This window comes from Pseudomonas sp. RIT288, assembly GCF_000631985.1.
Classification (GTDB): domain Bacteria; phylum Pseudomonadota; class Gammaproteobacteria; order Pseudomonadales; family Pseudomonadaceae; genus Aquipseudomonas.
Genome location: NZ_JFYN01000034.1, coordinates 398271 through 419032, shown reverse-complemented (window position 1 = coordinate 419032; position 20762 = coordinate 398271). Strand labels below are relative to the sequence as shown.

Here is a 20762-nt window from a genome sequence, read left to right as displayed (position 1 = left end):
CGACATTTTAACGCCCTGGAACCTCCTTCGATGGTTGCTCACCTGATTGAATTTGCCACTAACCACTACATTCTTGTCGGTATCTTCGTCGTATTGCTGGCTTTGCTGCTGGCGCACACGATGCAGGGCGGCGGTAAAAGCCTGAGCACCGGCGAACTGACCGCACTGGTCAACAAGGACGCAGGCGTGGTGGTGGACATCCGTCCGGCGAAAGATTACGCCGCCGGCCATATCGTTGGCGCGATCAACATTCCTCAAGACAAGCTGGCCGCGCGCGTCGGCGAGCTGGAAAAGCACAAGGCCAAGACCATCATTCTGGTCGACGCACTGGGCCAGACCGCTGGCACCCACGCTCGCGAGCTGCTGAAATCCGGTTTCACCGCCGCCAAGCTGTCCGGCGGGATCTCCAGCTGGAAAGGCGACAACCTGCCGCTGGTGAAGTGATATGAGCCACGTCATCGTCTACTCCAGCGATTACTGCCCTTACTGCTCGCGAGCAAAATACCTGCTCGAGAACAAAGGCGTGGCCTTCGAAGAGATCAAGGTCGATGGCAAGCCGCAGGTGCGTGCTGCCATGAGCCAGAAGGCCGGACGCACCTCCGTGCCGCAGATCTGGATCGGCGAAAAGCACATCGGCGGTTGTGATGATTTATATGCCCTGGAGCGCGCCGGCAAGCTCGACGCGCTGCTCAAGGCCTGAACGGCTGCACCCACGTACAGCACTCCCTAAAAGACCCAAGATCAGAAAGGATCTGAGATGACTGACCAACAGAACACTGCAGCCAGCGAAGAAGAAACCGCACCGCAATTCTCCTTGCAGCGCATCTACGTACGCGATCTGTCCTTCGAAGCTCCGAAAAGCCCGGCGATCTTCCGCCAGCAGTGGGACCCGACCGTCGGTCTGGACCTGAACACTCGCCAGAAAGAACTGGAAGGCGATTTCTACGAAGTCGTGCTGACCCTGTCCGTGACTGTGAAAAACGGTGACGAAGTGGCCTTCATCGCTGAAGTGCAACAGGCCGGTATCTTCCTGATCAAGAACCTCGACGCAGCTTCGATGAGCCACACCCTGGGTGCGTTCTGCCCGAACATCCTGTTCCCGTACGCTCGCGAAACCCTGGACAGCCTGGTGACCCGCGGTTCGTTCCCGGCCCTGATGCTGGCTCCGGTGAACTTCGACGCCCTGTACGCGCAAGAGCTGCAGCGCATGCAGGAAGCTGGCGAGACGCCGACCGTACAATAAGCGGTTTGAGCGACAACGAAAAAAGCGCCGTAACAGGCGCTTTTTTCTTGGGTTGGAATACAGACTTCCTGTAGGAGCTGCCGCAGGCTGCGATCTTTTGATCTTCAAAAACAAGATCAAAGATCGCAGCCTGCGGCAGCTCCTACAGGGATCGGGTGGTTATTTGAAGTCGTTCTGCCGCCACGCTTCGTACACGGCCACTGCCACGGTGTTGGACAGGTTCAGGCTGCGGCAGCCTTCACGCATCGGCAGGCGCAGGCGCTGTTCGGCGGGCAGGGCGTCGAGCACTTCCGGCGGCAGGCCACGGCTTTCCGGGCCGAAGATGAACGCATCGCCCGGGACGAACGCGGCATCGTGAAACGGCCGCGAGCCTTTGGTGGTAAACGCGAACAGCCGTGGATTGCCGAGACTCTCAAGGCAACTGGCGAGGTCGGCGTGACGCTGCAACGTGGCATATTCGTGGTAGTCGAGACCGGCCCGGCGCAAGCGTTTGTCGTCCATCTCGAAACCCAGCGGTTCGATCAAATGCAGGTGGCAGCCACTGTTGGCGCACAGCCTGATAACGTTGCCGGTGTTCGGCGGAATTTCTGGTTGAAAAAGGATGACGTGAAACATGCACGGCTCCGAAGGTAAAGATGACGCGCATTCTACGCCGCAAGCCGACCCGCGTTCGAAACTATTCCCGCGGGTGATCGGTTCGCTGGCGATTGTCGGCGTGATGATCGGTTTGATGATCGGTCGCCTGACCACGCCGGATCCGAGTGTGCTGCAGCAGGTTGACGTGACCGATGACGGCCTGGTGGTGTGGTTCAACAACGAACCGAAGCTGCACGGCGAAATCATCGATGGCACCGTGGCCCTGTTGTTCCAGGCTGAAGGTCGCGCGCAGAAAGGCCAGCTCAAGCTCAACGGCAAGGACGTGAACTGGCGAACGCGGTTGAGTGACGGTGGGCTGTTGCTGACGGTGCTGGCAGCGCGACCGCTGCAAGGGGAGTGGGCCGGCAGCAAGGTCGATGACCGCTGGCGGCTGGAGATCCATCTCCGAGAGCAATAAAAGCGGGAATTCCCGGCCTGCCTGTACCAGGGTTCCCAAAACGGGGTGGACCGCGCTTGCTGCGTCGGTCCGGTGTAAAGAGGGAACCCCCGGCCTGCCTGTACCAAGGATCCCAAAAGGGTGGGCGCATCGCGTTGGCGGTGTGAGCCCGGTGTAAAGAGGGGATTCCCCGGCCTGCCTGTACCAAGGTCCCCGAAACGGGTGGTGAACCGAATCACCTGTGAGGGTTATTGCAGGGGGCGTGCCAGTTTTAGTATTTCGAAACAGAAAAAAGCTTCAGATGCGCGAAAGCCCCGTAAATCGGGGCTTTGATGCTTCTGCCTGGCTGGAGTCTTTATCCTGGTCGGTGTTTTTTTGATCGATGACTTGTGCCCAATTGCGGTTCGTCGTGCCTTGTGGCGGTGCACACAAAAAAAGATCGCAGCCTTTGGCAGCTCTTACAGGGATAGGTGTTCTCTGTAGGAGCTGCCGGAGGCTGCGATCTTTTCGCGGACGACTAGAGTGCCGAGTTAACCCTCATCCCCCTCATCATCATCCCCGCCATCCACTTTCATCCCCAATTCTTTGATTTTGCGCGTCAGGGTATTACGCCCCCAGCCGAGCAATACCGCCGCATCACGACGACGACCCGCCGTGTGCTTCAGTGCGGTCTCGATCATGATCCGCTCGAACGCCGGCACCGCGCTGTCGAGCAAGCTCGACTGGCCACGGGCCAAGGCCTGATCGGCCCACTGGCGCAGCGCCTGCTCCCAGTTGGTCACTGGCGCCGAATCCTGTGGCAGGCTCAGCAGTTCCGGCGGCAGGTCACTGATGTGCACTTCGCGCCCGGAGGCCATCACGGTGATCCAGCGGCAGGTGTTCTCCAGCTGCCGCACGTTGCCCGGCCATGGCAGGTTCTTCAGGTATTCCTCGGTCTCGCTTTTCAGCAGCTTCGGCTCCACCGCCAGTTCTTGCGCGGCGCGGCTGAGGAAGTGCTTGGCCAGGGTCGGGATATCTTCGCGACGGTCCGACAGGCGCGGGATGTGGATGCGGATCACGTTGAGGCGGTGGAACAAGTCCTCACGGAACTTCCCGGCATGCACCAGGGTTTCCAGATTCTGGTGAGTCGCGGCAATGATCCGCACATCGACCTTGACCGGCACATGGCCGCCGACGCGATAGAACTCGCCGTCGGCCAGCACCCGCAGCAAGCGGGTCTGGGTATCGGCTGGCATGTCGCCGATTTCGTCGAGGAACAACGTGCCGCCGTCAGCCTGTTCGAAACGCCCGCGGCGCAGGTTGGCCGCGCCGGTGAACGCACCTTTCTCGTGGCCGAACAGCTCGGATTCCATCAGGTCCTTGGGGATCGCCGCCATGTTCAGCGCGATGAACGGCGAGGCCGCGCGCGGGCTGTGGCGGTGCAGGGCGTGGGCCACCAGTTCTTTACCGGTGCCGGATTCGCCGTTGATCAACACAGTGATGTTGGAGTGGCTCAAGCGGCCGATGGCGCGAAACACCTCCTGCATCGCCGGCGCTTCGCCGATGATTTCCGGGGTGCGGGTCAGCGCCGGCACCACTTCCAGGCCTTGCTGTTCCTGCGCATGCTGGTTGGCGCGTTTGACCAGCGATACCGCCTCGTCCACGTCGAACGGCTTGGGCAGGTACTCGAACGCGCCGCCCTGATACGAGGCGACGGCGCTGTCCAGGTCGGAGTGAGCGGTCATGATGATGACCGGCAACCGTGGGTGCTGTTCGCGGATGCGTGCCAGCAGGTCGAGGCCGCTGGCGCCCGGCATGCGGATGTCGGAAATGATCACATCAGGCTGCTGACGTGCCAGACGACTCATCACGCCGTCGGCGCTGTCGAAGCTCTGCGTGGTCATGCCTTCCTGCTGCAAGGCCTTTTCCAGAACCCAACGGATAGAACGGTCGTCATCGACGATCCACACGGTTTCACTACGGCTCATGTCGATGTGGCTCCTTGTTCCAGTGGCAGAAAGATCGAGAACGTGGTGTGGCCGGGGTGGCTGTCACACTCGATCAGGCCCTGGTGCTGGCTGATGATGTTCTGGGTGATGGCCAGGCCCAGCCCGGTACCGTCCGGGCGGCCGCTGACCATGGGAAAGAAGATGGTTTCCTGAAGTTCTGCAGGGATCCCGGGACCGTTGTCGATGATCTCGATTTTGGTCACCAGACGATGACGGATGTGGCCAATGGTGAACTGGCGCATGGTCCGCGTGCGCAGGCTGATGCGGCCCAGACGCAGCTCGTTCTGGCTGCTGATCGCCTGCATCGCGTTGCGCACGATGTTCAGTACGGCCTGAATCATTTGTTCGCGGTCGATCAATACGTCGGGAATGCTCGGGTCGTAGTCGCGCACCAAGGTGATGCAACCCTGGCTTTCCGCTTCGACCAGTTGGGAGACGCGTTCGAGCACTTCGTGAACGTTGCACAGCGCCAGCGACGGCAGCTTGTTCGAGCCGAGCATGCGGTCGACCAGATTGCGCAGGCGGTCGGCCTCTTCAATGATCACGTTGGTGTAGTCGCGCAGGCTGTCTTCCGGCAGTTCGCGGGCCAGCAACTGCGCGGCGCCACGGATGCCGCCGAGCGGGTTCTTGATCTCGTGGGCGAGGCCGCGCACCAGCATCTTGCTGGTTTCCTGTTTGGACAGTTGCGCCTCTTCCTTGGTGATCCGCAGCAGGCGATCACGCGGGTGCACTTCCAGCAGGAGCATGGTCGCGCCGTTGCTGAGGATCGGCGTCACTGCGTAATCCACGGTCAGGGTCTGACCGGTGAGGGCGGTGAGCATCGCCTCACGCTTGGTAAACGGGTGTGCCTGTTCGACCGCCTGACGCAGCGAGTTGAGCGCCTCGGTGGACTCGGTGAACAGCTCGCTGATGAACTGTCCATGACTGCGCTGACCGCTGATGGCCAGCAGCATCTCGGCCGCCGGGTTCATGTACTCAAGGCGCAGTTCGGCGTCGAGCAGAATGGTGGCAGTGGTCAGGTTGTCGAGCAGCAAACGGTGGATTGCGTCGCTAATAGTCATCGGAGCCTCTTTTGGGGGCGGAGCGTGCGCAAGAAGCAGGCGTCGTTAAACATAAAATGCAAAAACCAAACCAAGGCTCCGAAAAGAAGCGTTCAACCCGTGAAACAGGCGTTTGACGCTCGTTTGAGTGGCAGGGTGCCAGCTCGAATGGGAAGTTTCGAACCAAAATGGGTTGGAATCTGGGTGCGGTGCAGTCTATTGCACCAATATAGTGCGTAAAGCTGAACGGCGTTAGAAGAAGCGCAGGAAGGGATTTTTTTCTTCAGCGGGTTTGTCTTTCAGCGGACATTCCGGGCGCACGCCGTAGTCCGCGCTGACGCAGGGTTTGACTTGGCGCTTTTGTGCCAGCGAGATACGCAGCATGTGGAACGGCTGGTTGGCGGTGCGCTCGACGGTGCGACCCTGCTCATCAAGGATTTCCACCGACAGGTTGTGACTGCCCCGGTCGATGTTGCTCAACGGGAACACCGGACTGAGGCCTGGTTCGCCAGTGGCCTGTCCGTCCAGTAGCAGGCGATAGCGATGGCCCTGCTGCAAACCGGGTTCGCTGGTGACACTGACGATCACCTCGCCCGCGCTGCTGCGAAGGGTCGCATCCGGCTCGGGGATCAGAATGCGCAGCATGTCGTAGTGAAACAGTGGTTGTTCCGCGACCTTTTTTACAGCGCTGATCGGTGCTGCAGCCGTGGGGTTGGCCGACATGCGATTGCTGGTTGCGATAGGCACGCGCTTGGCGTTGCCGCGCGGCTGGTCGGTGTAGACGCGATTGCCCTGCGCATCGACATAGGTGAAGACCTCCGCCGAAACGGGCAGGGCAGACAGGCACAGGATCAGCCAGAAAATCCTCACGGCTTGTGCACCCGCTGCACCGTGAACACCGCCGCCGGGCTTTGCTGGATGATCGCTTCGCCGTCGATCACCTGCACCGCGAGACGATGCTCGCCGCGATCGACATTCACCAGTTGCAGGATCGGCACGTTGCTCGGCTGGCCGTAAGGCGCGTCGTCCAGGACCAGCCTTAATTGGTGCGGAGGCTGCAGGCGTGGCTTGATCAGCACGTTGACAGTGAAGGTGCCGTTATTGGCGCGCAGCGCTTCTTCGCTGGGCAGGCCGGTCAGTTCCAGCACTTCATAAGCGCTGCGTGCAGGTGGGCGATTGTCGGTGCTGGCGGGCGCCGGTGCGCTCGGTGCCTGCGGCTCGACGCGGTTCAGCGGCGGCAACTCGACCGGTTGCGCCTGAACACCGTCCGGCGAGTGATCGCTGTAGACCGTGTTGCCGTTGGCGTCGGTGTACTTGTAGATCTGCGCGGCGGCGGGCAGGGCGATCAGCAGCAGGCTGTAGAGAAAGGTGCGACCCATGAAATCGACCGGGAAAGAAAGCGATGGGGTGCAGCATAGGTCAGGTGTGGCGGTTGGCCCAACCCGGGACATATCCGGAGATCATTCAGAGGCCAAAATCCCTTGTGGGAGCGAGCCTGCTCGCGAAGGCGGCGTATCAGTCGCCTTCCCTGTCAATGACCCACCGCATTCGCGAGCAGGCTCGCTCCCACAGGGGATTTGCGTAGTTTCATAAATCGTGGGCAATAAAAAGGCCTCCCGAAGGAGGCCTCTTTGTCACGCCGCGGAGCGCGGCGCTACCGGATCAGCAGCTGTAGTACAGCTCATATTCCAGTGGGTGTACGAAGGTGCGGACCTTGATTTCTTCTTCGGATTTCAGCGCGATGTAAGCGTCGATGAAGTCGTCGGAGAACACGCCGCCCTTGGTCAGGAACGCACGGCCCTTGTCCAGCTCTTCCAGGGCTTCTTTCAGGCTGCCGCAAACTTGTGGGATCTCTTTCGCCTCTTCAGGCGGCAGGTCGTACAGGTTTTTGTCAGCGGCATCGCCTGGGTGGATCTTGTTCTGGATACCGTCCAGACCGGCCATCAGCAGTGCTGCGAAAGCCAGGTACGGGTTGGCAGCCGGATCCGGGAAGCGTGCTTCGATACGACGGCCGCGTGGGCTGTTGACGTAAGGAATGCGGATCGAGGCGGAACGGTTGCGCGCCGAGTAGGCCAGCATCACCGGAGCTTCGAAACCTGGCACCAGACGCTTGTAGGAGTTGGTTGCCGGGTTGGTGAAGCCGTTCAGGGCCTTACCGTGCTTGATGATACCGCCGATGAAGTACAGGGCGGTTTCGGACAGGCCGGCATAGCCTTCGCCAGCAAAGGTGTTCTTGCCATCTTTGGCGATGGACATGTGTACGTGCATGCCCGAGCCGTTGTCGCCGTACAGTGGCTTCGGCATGAAGGTCGCGGTGCGGCCGTAAGCGTCGGCAACGTTGTGGACAACGTATTTCAGAGTCTGAACTTCGTCAGCTTTCTTCACCAGGGTGTTGAACTTGACACCGATTTCGTTCTGACCGGCAGTCGCCACTTCGTGGTGGTGAACTTCAACGGTCTGGCCCATCTCTTCCAGTGCGTTGCACATGGCAGTACGGATTTCGTGGTCGTGGTCGAACGGCGGAACCGGGAAGTAGCCGCCTTTGATACCAGGCCGGTGGCCTTTGTTGCCGCCTTCGATGTCCTGGTCGGACATCCACGAGCCTTGTTCGGAGTAGATCTTGAACATCGAGCCGGAGATGTCGGACTTGAACTTCACTTCGTCGAAGATGAAGAATTCTGGTTCTGGACCGGCGAAGACGGTGTCACCGATACCGGTGGTCTTCAGGTATTCCTCGGCACGGTGAGCGATGGCGCGCGGGTCGCGATCATAACCTTGCATGGTCGAAGGTTCGATGATGTCGCAAACCAGGATCAGGGTCGCGTCTTCGGTGAACGGGTCGAGAACGGCAGTATCGTCGTCCGGCAGCAGGATCATGTCGGAGGCTTCGATGCCTTTCCAGCCAGCGATGGAGGAACCGTCGAACATCTTGCCGACTTCGAAGAAGTCGTCTTCCAGCGCATCGCGAGCCGGCATGGTCACGTGGTGCTGAGTGCCTTTGGTGTCCGTGAAGCGCAGATCAATCCACTTGACGTCATGATCTTTGATGAGTTGAACCGACTTCGACATAGTGTCCTCCGGGTGGCTTAGGGCTTGGTAGTGGATGCCCTTAATAGGGGTGATGCCGGCGCAGATACTCTGCCAAGGCAACCTGCCTCACAAGGGAGCAAATTGCATGCCAGTGCCCCAGCATGGGTTTTTTGCCCCAATTTCACGCTTTGAGCACTGCAAAGCGTCATAAAGGTGAAAATCTCGCCCCTTAATGTAGCGCTTCAAATCAGAAATGACCCGTTTTGGTGCAAGTGAAACCTTCTGCATATTAACTGGTTAAACCTTGAGCAATTTCCGCTATAATCCGCGCCCCCCTTTTTCGGCTGGCCCTGCGCGCGCTGTTTTCATGAAACTAATCGTAAAAGTCTTCCCCGAGATCACCATCAAAAGCCGCCCTGTCCGGATGCGTTTCATCCGCCAGCTGGCCAAGAACATCCGCGCCGTGCTCCGCGATCTGGACCCGGCCGTGGTGGTGAACGGTGTGTGGGACAATCTCGAGCTGGAAACCCGCGTTACCGACCCCAAGGCCTTGAAAGAGATGGGCGAGCGCCTGGTCTGCACCCCGGGTGTCGCGCACTTTCTGCAGATCGACGAGTACCCGCTGGGCGACTTCGACGACATCACCGAGAAGTGCAAACAGCACTACGGCGATGTGCTGGCCGGGAAGATTTTCTCGGTGCGCTGCAAGCGTGCAGGCAAGCATCCGTTCAGCTCGATGGACGTCGAGAAATACGTCGGCAGCAAGCTGCGTCGTGAGTGCGGTGCGGCCGGAATCGACCTCAAAGACCCGGAAATCGAAGTTCGCATCGAAGTTCGCGACCAACGGTTGTTCGTCATCCACAGTCAGCACAACGGCATCGGCGGCTACCCGCTCGGCGCCCTGGAGCAGACGCTGGTATTGATGTCCGGTGGCTTTGACTCGACGGTTGCCGCGTACCAGATCATGCGTCGCGGCCTGATGGCGCATTTCTGCTTCTTCAATCTGGGCGGGCGTGCCCACGAATTGGGCGTGATGGAAGTCGCGCATTTCATCTGGAAGAAGTACGGCAGCTCGCAACGCGTGCTATTTGTCAGTGTTCCGTTCGAAGAAGTATTGGGCGAAATTCTCGGCAAAGTCGATAACAGTCATATGGGCGTCGTATTGAAGCGTATGATGTTGCGCGCATCGTCGGCCATCGCCGACCGGCTGCACATCGACGCGCTGGTCACCGGCGAAGCGATCTCCCAGGTATCGAGCCAGACGCTGCCGAACCTGTCGGTGATCGACTGCGTGACCGACAAACTGGTCCTGCGTCCACTGATCGTTGCGCACAAACAGGACATCATCGACACGGCCAACGAGATCGGCACCGCCGATTTCGCCCGGCACATGCCGGAGTACTGCGGGGTCATCTCGGTCAATCCGAAGACTGCCGCCAAGCGCCACCGTGTTGAGCACGAAGAGAAAGAATTCGACATGGCGGTTCTCGAGCGTGCGCTCGAAAACGCCAAGCTGGTGCCGATCGATCGAGTGATCGACGAATTGGGCCAGGATTTGCAGATCGAAGAAGTCGGCGAAGCGCTGGCCGGTCAGATCGTCATCGACATCCGTCACCCGGATGCGGCCGAGGATGACCCGCTGGAACTCGCCGGAATAGAAGTACAGACGATGCCGTTCTACGCAGTGAACGCTCGTTTCAAGGAGCTGGATCCGACTCGCCAGTACCTGCTGTATTGCGACAAAGGCGTGATGAGTCGCCTGCATGCTCACCATTTGCTCAGTGAGGGGCATGCCAATGTGCGCGTTTATCGACCGAGCTAAGTGCCCGGGGCTGTTTGCCTGTGGCCTGCGTCACCGGCCCCCCGACACCGCCGTCAAGCTGTAACGGCCATGCCGGACACTACTGTTAATCGCTGCCAAGACTTGTCAGCAAACCGAATCCTCTGATCGAGATACACAAGTGATCGAAAATCTACGTAACATCGCCATCATTGCCCACGTTGACCATGGTAAGACCACCCTGGTAGACAAACTCCTGCGTCAATCCGGCACCCTGGAGCGCAACGAGCTCAACGACGAGCGCGTGATGGACTCCAACGACCAGGAAAAAGAGCGCGGTATTACCATTCTGGCGAAAAACACCGCCATCAATTGGAACGGCTACCACATCAACATCGTGGACACCCCGGGCCACGCCGACTTCGGCGGTGAAGTAGAACGCGTAATGTCGATGGTTGACTCCGTTCTGCTGCTGGTTGACGCTCAAGACGGCCCTATGCCGCAAACCCGTTTCGTGACCAAGAAGGCGTTCGAAGCCGGCCTGCGTCCAATCGTGGTAATCAACAAGGTTGACCGTCCAGGCGCGCGTCCGGACTGGGTTCTGGATCAGATCTTCGACCTGTTCGACAACCTCGGTGCTACCGAAGAACAACTGGACTTCCAGGTTGTTTACGCTTCGGCCCTGAACGGCATCGCCGGTCTGGATCACACCGCCATGGGCGAAGACATGACTGCGCTGTACCAGGCAGTTGTCGACCACGTTCCGCCTCCGGCCGTTGACCGTGACGGTCCGTTCCAGATGCAGATTTCCGCTCTGGACTACAACAGCTTCCTGGGTGTTATCGGTGTTGGCCGTATCGCTCGTGGTCGCGTCAAGCCGAACACCCCGGTTGTCGCGATCAGCGCCGACGGCAAGCGCCGCAACGGTCGTATCCTGAAACTGATGGGTCACCACGGTCTGCACCGCATTGACGTTGAAGAAGCAGCGGCCGGCGACATCGTCTGCATCAGCGGCTTCGACGAGCTGTTCATCTCCGACACCCTGTGCGATATCAACACCGTCGAGGCGATGAAGCCGCTGACCGTTGACGAGCCAACCGTTTCCATGACCTTCCAGGTAAACGACTCGCCATTCTGCGGTAAAGAAGGCAAGTTCGTGACCTCCCGTAACATCAAGGATCGTCTGGACAAAGAGCTGCTGTACAACGTTGCACTGCGCGTTGAAGAAGGCGACTCGGCTGACAAGTTCAAGGTTTCCGGCCGTGGTGAGCTGCACCTCTCGGTACTGATCGAAACCATGCGTCGCGAAGGCTTCGAGCTGGCCCTGGGCCGTCCTGAAGTGATCATCCGTGAAGTTGACGGCGTGAAGCAGGAACCGTTCGAAAACGTCACCATCGACATCCCTGAAGAATCGCAGGGCAAGGTCATGGAAGAGATGGGTCTGCGTAAGGGCGACCTGAGCAACATGGTGCCGGATGGCAAGGGCCGTGTTCGTCTGGAATACAACATCCCTGCTCGCGGTCTGATCGGTTTCCGTAACCAGTTCCTGACCCTGACCAACGGTGCTGGCATCCTGACCTCGATCTTCGACCGTTACGCTCCAGTGAAGTCGGGCCACATGTCCGGCCGTCAGAACGGCGTTCTGGTTTCGGTTGAAACCGGCAAGGCACTGACCTACTCGCTGGAAACCCTGCAGGCTCGTGGCAAGCTGTTCGTAGAACACGGCCAGGAGATCTACAACGGTCAAATCGTTGGTCAGAACAGCCGCGACAACGACCTGGGTGTGAACCCTACCAAAGGCAAGAAGCTCGACAACATGCGTGCTTCGGGTAAAGACGAAACCATCGCTCTGGTACCACCTGTTCGCTTCACTCTGGAACAGGCTCTGGAATACATCCAGGAAGACGAGCTGTGCGAAGTTACTCCTAAGTCCATCCGACTTCGCAAGAAGATCCTGGACGAAAGCGAGCGTACCCGCGCTGCCAAGAAAGCCAAGGCATAAGATTTAGCCCAGGCTAAAAAAAACGCCCCCGGTCGAGAGACCGGGGGCGTTTTTGTTTGTCTGGGGTTTATACGGTGTTTGAACTGGCCCCATCGCGAGCAAGCTCGCTCCCACAGGGGAACGCATTCCAATGTGGGAGCGAGCCTGCTCGCGAAGGCGGCCTATCAGCCGCCGCAAATTTCAGCAAAGATCAAAACTTCTCGATCGACCGCGAATTCTGCACCCGCTCGACTTCTTTCGGCTTGTACGCGCAATACCCCGGCCGCGGGCCGATTTTCGGGTGGTTGCGGCAGGTGTCCGGACGCTTGTCATAAATGGTGCACAGGCGGCTCTTACGATCCAGGTAGTAGCAATCGTTGTTGCTCATGCGCTGCAGAGTGAAGATCCCCGACTTCTGGTTGAAGCGCTCCACCAGCCCTTCCTTTTGCAGGCGCTTGGCGATGTTCTTTGGCGGATCACCCAGCTCGAACTCGTCGACCACGCCGATACGTACCAGGTCCTTGATCTTGACCTCGACCGGCAGGGTGCAGCAGCTGGAGACACAAGAGCCGCACATCGGGGCCGAATATTTGGCCCACGTATCGAGACGGTCGATCTCGGCGGCGGCAATCAGGTTGGGCTTCATCATCGGGGGTTACCAGGCGTGTGTGCATCAGGGCGCGCGATCATACCGGGACTGGTGGATTTTTGAACAACCTTTCGCCAGATTTTTGCAAATGCCGCGCAAATGCCATTCGGTCCGGCACGGCCCCTGCATTCATTAGCCCACTCGCCAAGGTAATGCCGGGCTATCTCACCGTCTTCGGAAAAACTGCAGAACCTGCGCCTCTACCGTCGGTCAGACCGTCTAGGCTCAGACAATTCCCCGCTCGCTCGAGGTCCTATCGATGACTCAAGAACCACTAGTTCGCGAAGCAGAGGTGGCCGCATTCCGCGATGCCGTCCTGACCAAGCTCACCTATGCAGTGGGCAAAGACCCGGATCACGCCTTCGACCATGACTGGTTCGAAGCCATTGCCCTGGCGGCGCGCGACCACATGGTCGAACACTGGATGGACCACACCCGGCAGATCTACCGCAAAGGCCAGAAACGGGTGTATTACCTCTCGCTGGAATTTCTCATTGGCCGTTTGCTCTACGACAGCCTGAGCAACCTTGGCCTGCTCGACGTCGCCCGTGAGGCGCTGACTGAGCTCGGTGTCGATCTGGAACGGATCCGCCTGCTGGAACCCGATGCGGCGCTCGGCAACGGTGGCCTCGGACGTTTGGCGGCGTGCTTCATGGAAAGCATGTCGACCCTCGGCATCGCCGGGCACGGCTACGGCATTCGCTACGAGCACGGTCTGTTCCGTCAGGCCATCGTCGATGGCTGGCAGCAGGAGCAGACCGAGCACTGGCTGGACTTCGGCAACCCTTGGGAGTTCGAACGTCCGGAAGTGGTGTACTCCATCGGTTTCGGCGGCAGCGTCGAAACCGTCACCGATGCCAGCGGCAAGACCAGACAGGTCTGGTCGCCAGCGGAAACCGTGCGCGCGATTGCCTACGACACGCCGGTGGTCGGCTGGCGCGGGGCAAGCGTCAATACCTTGCGCCTGTGGCGTGCGCGAGCTATGGAAGATCTGCACCTGGAACGTTTCAACGCCGGTGACCACTTGGGCGCCGTCGCCGAAGTCGCCCGTGCTGAAAGTATTTCCCGCGTGCTTTACCCGGCCGACAGCACCGAAGCCGGTCAGGAGTTGCGCCTGCGTCAGGAATACTTCTTCGTCGCCGCCTCTCTGCAGGATCTGCTGCGCCGCCATCGCAACATGCACACCTCGGTGCTGACCCTGGGCGATCACGCGGCGATCCAGCTCAACGACACTCACCCCTCGATTGCCGTCGCCGAACTGATGCGGCAACTGGTCGACGTCTACGACGTGGCCTGGGACGCGGCGTGGCAAGTCACCGTCGATACGCTGTCGTACACCAACCACACGCTGTTGCCCGAGGCGCTGGAAACCTGGCCGGTTGGCCTGATGGAACGCATGCTGCCGCGGCACATGCAGATCATCTATCTGATCAACGCCCAGCACATTGACTCGCTGCGCGCCAAAGGCATTCACGATTTCGACGTGCTGCGCGCCGTGTCGCTGATCGAAGAGGATAACGGTCGCCGGGTGCGCATGGGCAACCTCGCGTTCCTCGGTTCGCACAGCGTCAACGGTGTGTCCGGGCTGCACACGCAGTTGATGCGCAAGACCGTGTTCGCCGAACTGCACAAGCTCTACCCGGAGCGGATCAACAACAAAACCAACGGCATCACCTTCCGCCGCTGGTTGTTCCAGGCCAACTCCGAACTGACCTCGATGCTGGTCGACTCCCTCGGCCCGGAGGTGCTGGATAACCCGGAAGAGCGCCTGCTCGATCTGGAACCGTTCGCCGAGAAACCCGCCTTCCGCAAAGCCTTCGCCGAACAGCGCCTGCACAGCAAAAAGGCCCTGGCCTATCTGATTCATGAGCGGCTGGGGATCGCAGTCAACCCGGCGGCGATGTTCGACGTGCAGGTCAAACGGATCCACGAATACAAGCGCCAGTTGCTCAACCTGATGCACACGGTGGCGCTGTATCAGGCGATCCGCGCCGAGCCTGAAGTCGACTGGGTACCTCGGGTGAAAATCTTCGCCGGTAAAGCGGCGGCCAGTTATCACCAGGCCAAACTGATCATCAAGCTGACCAACGACATCGCCCGGGTGGTGAACAACGATCCGACGGTGCGTGGCTTGCTGAAGGTCGTGTTCCTGCCCAACTACAACGTCAGTCTGGCGGAGAGCATCATTCCGGCGGCGGACTTGTCCGAGCAGATTTCCACCGCCGGGTTCGAAGCTTCGGGCACCAGCAACATGAAGTTCGGCCTCAACGGTGCGCTGACCATCGGCACCCTCGACGGTGCCAACGTGGAAATGTGCGAGCGCATCGGCGCCGAGCACATGTTCATCTTCGGCCTCAGCGCGCAGCAGGTTGAAGCGCGCAAGCAGAACCACGAGTTCAGCGCCGTGCCGGACATCGCCGCCTCCCATCGTCTGAACGATGTGCTGCAAGCGATCCGCAGCGGCGTGTTCTCGCCGGACGACACGTCGCGCTATACCGGGCTGATCGATTCGCTGGTGGACTACGACCGCTTTCTGGTCTGCGCCGACTTCGATTCCTACTGGGAAGCGCAAAAACGCGTCGATGCGCATTGGCACGACGCCAACAACTGGTGGCGCTCGGCAGTGCTCAACACGGCACGCATGGGCTGGTTCTCGTCCGACCGGACGATTCGCGAGTACGCCACGGATATCTGGAAGGCACTGGAGTAACTTTTCGCTGGGCTCGATATAATCGGCGCGCCGGAAAAGATCGCAGCCTTCGGCAGCTCCTACAGGGTTATGTGAACACCTGTGCAGGAGCTGCCGAAGGCTGCGATCTTTTTGGATCAGGCTGCGCTAATCTTCCCGGATTGGCCTTTGCGCTTAGGGATATCGACCATGCAATGGATGTTCATGTTGATCGGGCTGCTGCTCGGCTGGCTGCTCGACGAGTCGTTCAGTGACGCACTGTTGGGTGCGCTGCTGGGACTGGCGATCGGGCAAACGCTGCGCATCGCCCGGCTTGGCTCGCAGGCTGCAGAGCAACAGCGCCAACTTGAACAGACGAAGGTGGCTTTGCAAGGCGTCGCACAGCGCTTGTATCTGCTGGAAGGCTCCCCCTCTCACGCGGTGCCGGCGGCAAACGCGGAACCGGTCAGCGAGCCGGTCGTCGCGCCCCTCGATATCGATGAAGATGCCTCAGCGTCCGAATTGGTCTGGGAACTGCCACCCGAGCTCGAACCGATCTCTGCCGTTGCCAGCGAAACCAGTCAGCCACTGCCGGCTGATGTCTGGCATCTGGACGCCGTCACCGCCGATCCTGCACAACCCGCACAACCCGCACAACCTGCCGAACCCCGTGGCCCGAGCCTGATCGAGCGTGGCATCCGTGCGGCGCGTAACTGGCTGTTCGGTGGCAACACCGTGCTGCGGGTCGGCGTAGTGCTGCTGTTTTTCGGTCTGGCTTTCCTGTTGCGCTACGCCACCGAGGGCATGGTGGTGCCGATCGAATTGCGTTATGCCGGCGTCGCGGCGGCGGCGTTGGCCCTGCTGGCGCTGGGCTGGTGGCTGCGTACGCGCTACAGCAGTTATGCGCTGATCTTGCAGGGCACCGGGATCGCGGTGCTGTACCTGACAGTGTTTGCGGCGATGCGTCTGCATCCGTTGCTTGATCCGTCTGCCGCGCTGGGTTTGCTGGTGGCGGTTACGGTGTTCTCGGCGATTCTGGCCATCACCCAGGATGCACTGGGGCTGGCGGCGGCTGCAGCATTGGGCGGTTTCGCCGCGCCGATCCTGACCTCGACCGGGGAGGGCAACCATGTCGCGCTGTTCAGCTATTTCGCGCTGCTCAACGCCGGTATCCTCGCCATTGCGTGGTTCAAGGCTTGGCGCCTGCTCAACCTGATCGGGTTCGTCGGCACGTTCGGTATCGGCTTCGCCTGGGGCCTGCGTTCCTATGCGCCCGAGTTGCTGTGGAGCACCGAGCCGTTCCTGATCCTGTTCTTCCTGATGTACCTGGGCATCGGCCTGCTGTTCGCCCGGCGCAAGTTGCTCGACATGCCCGATGCCCCGGCGGACGGCGATCGCGAGGCGCTGCTGCACTGGTCGGCGCGCAAGGGCGACTACGTCGACGGCACGATGCTGTTCGGCCCGCCGATCGTTGGCTTCGGTCTGCAGTTTGCGCTGGTGCAGCATCTGGAGTTCGCCGCTGCGTTCAGCGCACTCGCACTGGGCGTGATCTACATGGGTCTGGCCCGGGTATTTATGGCGGGCCGCGCATTGCTGCTCGGTGAAACCTGTCTGGCGCTGGGGGTGATTTTCGCCAGTCTGGCGATCCCGCTGGGCCTCGATGCGCGCTGGACTTCGGCGGCGTGGGCAGTGGAGGGCGCGGGGATTTTCTGGCTCGGTTTGCGTCAGCATCGGCCGTTCGCCCGAGCGTTTGCGCTGCTGCTGCAACTGGGGTCGGCGCTGGCCTTTCTCAGTCAGTTGCGGGTTGGCGAAAGCAGCCTGCTCGACGGCGCACCGCTGGGGGCGTTGATGCTCGGCATCGCACTGCTGTTCAGTTTCTATCAATTGCGCAAAGCCGCGCCGGAACGGGCTTCGCCATGGGAGCGCCAGGGCTTGCCGGTGCTGGCGGCGCTGGGCCTGACGTTCCTGTACTTGCTGGCGCCGCTGTTTTTCTTTGTTCAGCTGACAGCGATCAGTTGGGCCCTGGCCGGACTGGTGACCTTGTTTGTCGGCCTGCGCCTGCAATCGCGCACGTTCCTGTTCACCGCGTTCGCTGTGCAGTTGCTCGGTGGTGCGTTGTTCCTGTTGCGCCTGCAAGGTGCAGGTGAGGATTCGGCGGCCGTGTTCAGCGCCGGATGGAGCGGTTTGCTCAGCGCATCCGTGATCGGTCTGGCGTTGATCGGCGGGATGCTGCTGGCGGCGCGCGACGAGATGGTGCGCGACGATGTGCGGCTGCTGCGTGGCTTGTCGGTGGTGTTGCTGGCGGGGTTGGTGCTGATCAATCTGGCGGTGCTGTTCGTGCTGCCGTGGCAAACCGCGAGTGCGGTGTGGGCGGCGAGTGGTCTGCTGATCATCTGGCTGAGCCTCTACCTCAAGCAGCGCGTGAGTTTTGTTTTCGGCCTGTTGTTGCAGTTGATCGGTGGCGCGGCATTCTTGTTGGCCGGCCCCGAGTTGCTCGGGCCGCTGTCCAGCGAAGGTCTGCGGCCGTTGGCCCATGGCGGCTTCTGGACGCCGTTGGTATTGGGGCTGGCCGCGCTGGTCGGTGCCTGGCGTCTGCAACTGGGTAATCATGCCTCGGCGTTCGATGCGCTGAGTTTGCAACGCCTGTCCGAAGTGCTGCTGGTGTGGGGCGCCGGTTGGTGGGTGTTGGCGTGGGTCAGCGAAGTGCTGCGTTTCGCGCCGTTGAATCTGCAGGCGACGCTGTTGCTGCTGGTTGCCGCGCTGAGTGTGGCGCTGTGGACGCTGTTGTCGCTGCGCCTGAAATGGCCGGCGCTGGGCCTGCTCTGCACCTTGCTGATTCCGGCGGCGGGGCTGGTGCTGCTGGCGGCGTGGCATTCGCGTTATCACCCGGCGGCGAACTTCGGCTGGCTGGCGTGGGTATTGGTGTTCGTCGTGCACTTCTTCAGCTTGCGACGTCTGGCACCGATGCTGCCGGCACGGGTCTTGAGCACGGCGCACGTGCTGGGTTGCTGGCTGCTGATCGGCGTGCTGGCGCTGGAATTGCGCTACGGCCTGCTGCTGTTGTCCGAGCAATACAACGCCTGGCGCTGGCTGGGGTGGGCGATCCTGCCGAGTCTGTATCTGTTGCTGGCGGCGGCTCCGCGCAACTGGCCATGGCCGGTGGCGGCATTCCCGCGTGAATATCGCTTGTACGCCGCCGCGCCGCTGGCAGTGCTGATGTTGGCGTGGTTCTGGCTGGCCAACGGCTTCAGCGACGGTAACGCCGAGCCGCTGCCGTACGTGCCGCTGATCAACCCGCTGGAATTGGGCCTGCTGTTCGCTCTGTTCGGGGTGTATGTGTGGTCGCGCCATGCGGTGACGCAGTTTGCCCTGCGCAAGGATTACGCCGAGTACGCCACGCAACTGGTCGCCGGGGTTTCGCTGTTCGCCTTCTGTACCGCGCTGGTGACTCGCGCCGCGCACCATTGGGCGGGCATTCCGTTCGAGCTGGATCTGCTGCTCGAATCGATGCTGGTGCAGGCCGGGTTGTCCATCGTCTGGACCCTGATGGCGCTGGGTCTGATGATCGGCGGGCATCTGCGTCACCGGCGCGAAGTCTGGCTGATCGGCGCGGCGTTGATTGCGCTGGTGGTGGCCAAACTGATTTTTGTCGAATTGAGCAACCGTGGCGGCCTCGCCCGGATCGTCTCGTTTATCGGGGTCGGCGTGTTGCTGCTGGTGGTGGGCTACTTTGCACCGCTGCCACCGAAACGCGTCGAAGCCGAACCGGCGGCGGACAAACCCGTGCCGGATACCGAAGGAGTTTCATCTTGAGTCGCATGCTGAATCTGGGGTGGTTGGCGTTGGGCGTGGTGATGGCTGCCGGCGCGCAGGAAAAACCGGCGGACTTCGCCACGCAGGTGCCGCTGACGGTGAGCGGCAACGGCCCGTGGTATCGCCTCGATCTGCCGCTGAGCGCGCAATTGCAGGCACGCCAGACCGATCTCAGCGACCTGCGCGTATTCAACGCCGCCGGCGAACCGCAGGCCTACGCCCTGGCCCGGGAATCGGCGCAGACCCGCGACGACGGGCAGTTGCATGAAGTGAAGTGGTTCCCGTTGTACAACGCTGCCGATGCCAGCGAGCGCGCGCCGAACGTGCGCGTGCAATCGACCACCACCGGCACGCTGGTGGAAGTGCAGCCGTCGACTCAACTGGAGGCTGGCGAAGAAGTGCTACGCGGCTGGCTGCTCGATGCCAGTGCGATCAAGGCGCCGCTGCAGCAGTTGATCCTCGACTGGACCAGCGAGCGCGACGGCTTCCAGCGTTTCAGCATCGAGGCCAGTGATGACTTGCAGCATTGGCAGGCGTGGGGCGATGGGCAGGTGGCACGCCTGACTTTTTCCGACGAGCGCATCGAACAGCATGAGGTGACGCTGCCGGGGCAATCCGCTCGCTATCTGCGTCTGCTATGGGATGCGCCAACCTCGGCGCCAATCCTCACGTCGGCGCAACTGAAAAGCAGCGATCCACGCAATGTGCCGCTGCCGTTGGTCTGGTCGCAAGCGCTGGCGGGCAGCAGTACCCAATCCGGCGAGTACACCTGGCAGTTGCCGATGGGGCTGAATGTCGAGCGGGTGCAGGTCGAGCTGAAACAACCTAACAGTCTGGCTCCGGTCACGCTCGCGGGGCGGCGCGAAAGCAGCCTGCCGTGGCAAACGCTGAGCAACGGTTTGCTGTATCGCCTGACCCAGAACGGTCAGGACGTGGTGCAAAACGAATTGCAGTTGTACGGGCAAACCGTGCAGCAATTGGAACTGAGTGTGGATGAGCGTGGCGGTGGTCTGGGCGAGCAGGCGCCGAGCCTGAAATACGCGGTACGGGCGACGCAGGTGATTTTCCTTGCTCGCGGTGATGGGCCTTACAGTCTGGCGCTGGGCAATCCGACGGTGAAAACCGCGAACCTGCCGCTGAGCACGCTGATTCCGGATTTCAAAGCGGAAAAACTCGCGGCGCTGGGCAAGGCGACCGTGCAGGGTGAGGTGGTTGCCACGCAGGCTGCGCCGGCGAATACGGCGGCAGTGGCCGAGACCAACTGGAAGAAGATCGGCCTGTGGGCGGTGTTGCTGGTGAGTGTGGTGTTCCTCGGGGCGATGGCGGCGAGCCTGTTGCGCAAGCCGCCAACCAATTCCTGAGAATGGCTGGTGCTGCGCCATTCGCGAGCAGGCTCGCTTCCACAGTGGATCTTCAATCGGCGCCCATTCAGCGTTCACCCCGATTCTCTGTAGGAGCGAGCCTGCTCGCGAAGGCGAACGTTCAAGCGGCGAAGCTTCCGAGCTGCCATTCGTCCCGATTCGAACTACGCTCAATC

General features: G+C 60.8%; 16 protein-coding genes. 9 read left to right on the top strand and 7 right to left on the bottom strand.

All coding sequences use genetic code 11. The annotated features are described in order from the left end of the window. The first annotated feature begins 30 nt into the window (after positions 1-30). From BW33_RS20610 to secB, 3 genes are read left to right on the top strand one after another with little or no spacing between them, the layout of a single operon-like run. Entirely contained in the window at positions 31-444 is a 414-nt protein-coding gene (locus BW33_RS20610; protein ID WP_047600884.1) for a rhodanese-like domain-containing protein, read from the top strand. A 1-nt stretch (position 445) separates the two neighbouring features. Then, positions 446-700, top strand: a complete 255-nt coding sequence (gene grxC, locus BW33_RS20605) for a glutaredoxin 3 (RefSeq protein ID WP_047600883.1) — start codon at positions 446-448, stop codon at positions 698-700. A 57-nt stretch (positions 701-757) separates the two neighbouring features. Then, positions 758-1243 (top strand): protein-export chaperone SecB, encoded by a 486-nt coding sequence (secB, locus tag BW33_RS20600; RefSeq protein ID WP_027611264.1) that lies wholly within the window; start codon positions 758-760, stop codon positions 1241-1243. Positions 1244-1402: 159 nt separating this feature from the next. Here the strand turns inward: secB and BW33_RS20595 are convergent, their stop codons facing one another. Then, entirely contained in the window at positions 1403-1858 is a 456-nt protein-coding gene (locus BW33_RS20595) for a tRNA (cytidine(34)-2'-O)-methyltransferase (RefSeq protein WP_003220777.1), read from the bottom strand. Between BW33_RS20595 and BW33_RS20590 the strand changes: the two genes are divergently transcribed. Continuing rightward, positions 1857-2297, top strand: coding sequence for a hypothetical protein (locus tag BW33_RS20590; RefSeq protein WP_047600881.1), 441 nt, complete (start codon positions 1857-1859; stop codon positions 2295-2297). The genes BW33_RS20595 and BW33_RS20590 overlap by 2 nt on opposite strands. Before the next feature lie 509 nt (positions 2298-2806). Here BW33_RS20590 and ntrC read toward each other — a convergent pair. The 5 genes from ntrC to glnA all read right to left on the bottom strand — a co-directional run bounded on the left by ntrC (position 2807) and on the right by glnA (position 8373). After that, positions 2807-4243 (bottom strand): nitrogen regulation protein NR(I), encoded by a 1437-nt coding sequence (ntrC, locus tag BW33_RS20585; protein WP_007961729.1) that lies wholly within the window; start codon positions 4241-4243, stop codon positions 2807-2809. After that, positions 4240-5325 (bottom strand): nitrogen regulation protein NR(II), encoded by a 1086-nt coding sequence (glnL, locus tag BW33_RS20580; RefSeq protein WP_047600880.1) that lies wholly within the window; start codon positions 5323-5325, stop codon positions 4240-4242. Before glnL ends, ntrC begins: the two co-directional genes overlap by 4 nt. A 231-nt stretch (positions 5326-5556) precedes the next feature. Then, positions 5557-6174, bottom strand: coding sequence for a DUF4124 domain-containing protein (locus tag BW33_RS20575; protein WP_047600879.1), 618 nt, complete (start codon positions 6172-6174; stop codon positions 5557-5559). Next, a complete protein-coding gene (locus BW33_RS20570) occupies positions 6171-6683 on the bottom strand; it encodes a DUF4124 domain-containing protein (RefSeq protein ID WP_047600878.1) in 513 nt (170 codons plus the stop codon). Before BW33_RS20570 ends, BW33_RS20575 begins: the two co-directional genes overlap by 4 nt. 283 nt (positions 6684-6966) lie before the next feature. Continuing rightward, entirely contained in the window at positions 6967-8373 is a 1407-nt protein-coding gene (gene glnA, locus BW33_RS20565; RefSeq protein WP_003220788.1) for a glutamate--ammonia ligase, read from the bottom strand. A gap of 328 nt (positions 8374-8701) precedes the next feature. On the opposite strand from glnA, the gene thiI reads away from it, so the two are divergent. Continuing rightward, positions 8702-10156 carry a tRNA uracil 4-sulfurtransferase ThiI gene (gene thiI, locus BW33_RS20560; RefSeq protein WP_047600876.1) on the top strand — a complete coding sequence of 485 codons (1455 nt, stop codon included), beginning with the start codon at positions 8702-8704 and terminating at the stop codon, positions 10154-10156. A gap of 139 nt (positions 10157-10295) precedes the next feature. Further along, on the top strand, positions 10296-12116 hold the full coding sequence (gene typA, locus BW33_RS20555) for a translational GTPase TypA (RefSeq protein ID WP_007961739.1): 1821 nt from the start codon (positions 10296-10298) through the stop codon (positions 12114-12116). 190 nt (positions 12117-12306) lie between these two features. Here the strand turns inward: typA and BW33_RS20550 are convergent, their stop codons facing one another. Continuing rightward, positions 12307-12744, bottom strand: a complete 438-nt coding sequence (locus BW33_RS20550) for a YkgJ family cysteine cluster protein (RefSeq protein WP_007961740.1) — start codon at positions 12742-12744, stop codon at positions 12307-12309. A 259-nt stretch (positions 12745-13003) separates the two neighbouring features. Between BW33_RS20550 and BW33_RS20545 the strand changes: the two genes are divergently transcribed. The 3 genes from BW33_RS20545 to BW33_RS20535 all read left to right on the top strand — a co-directional run bounded on the left by BW33_RS20545 (position 13004) and on the right by BW33_RS20535 (position 20586). Then, positions 13004-15454: a glycogen/starch/alpha-glucan phosphorylase gene (locus BW33_RS20545; protein ID WP_047600875.1), complete on the top strand. Its 2451-nt coding sequence runs from the start codon at positions 13004-13006 to the stop codon at positions 15452-15454. A gap of 168 nt (positions 15455-15622) precedes the next feature. Further along, the gene (locus BW33_RS20540) at positions 15623-19225 is read left to right on the top strand and encodes a DUF2339 domain-containing protein (RefSeq protein ID WP_047600874.1); all 3603 of its coding nucleotides are present in this window, start codon (positions 15623-15625) and stop codon (positions 19223-19225) included. After that, positions 19222-20586 carry a DUF3999 domain-containing protein gene (locus BW33_RS20535; protein ID WP_047600873.1) on the top strand — a complete coding sequence of 455 codons (1365 nt, stop codon included), beginning with the start codon at positions 19222-19224 and terminating at the stop codon, positions 20584-20586. The genes BW33_RS20540 and BW33_RS20535 overlap by 4 nt, the downstream gene beginning before the upstream one ends. The last annotated feature ends 176 nt before the right edge of the window (positions 20587-20762 follow it).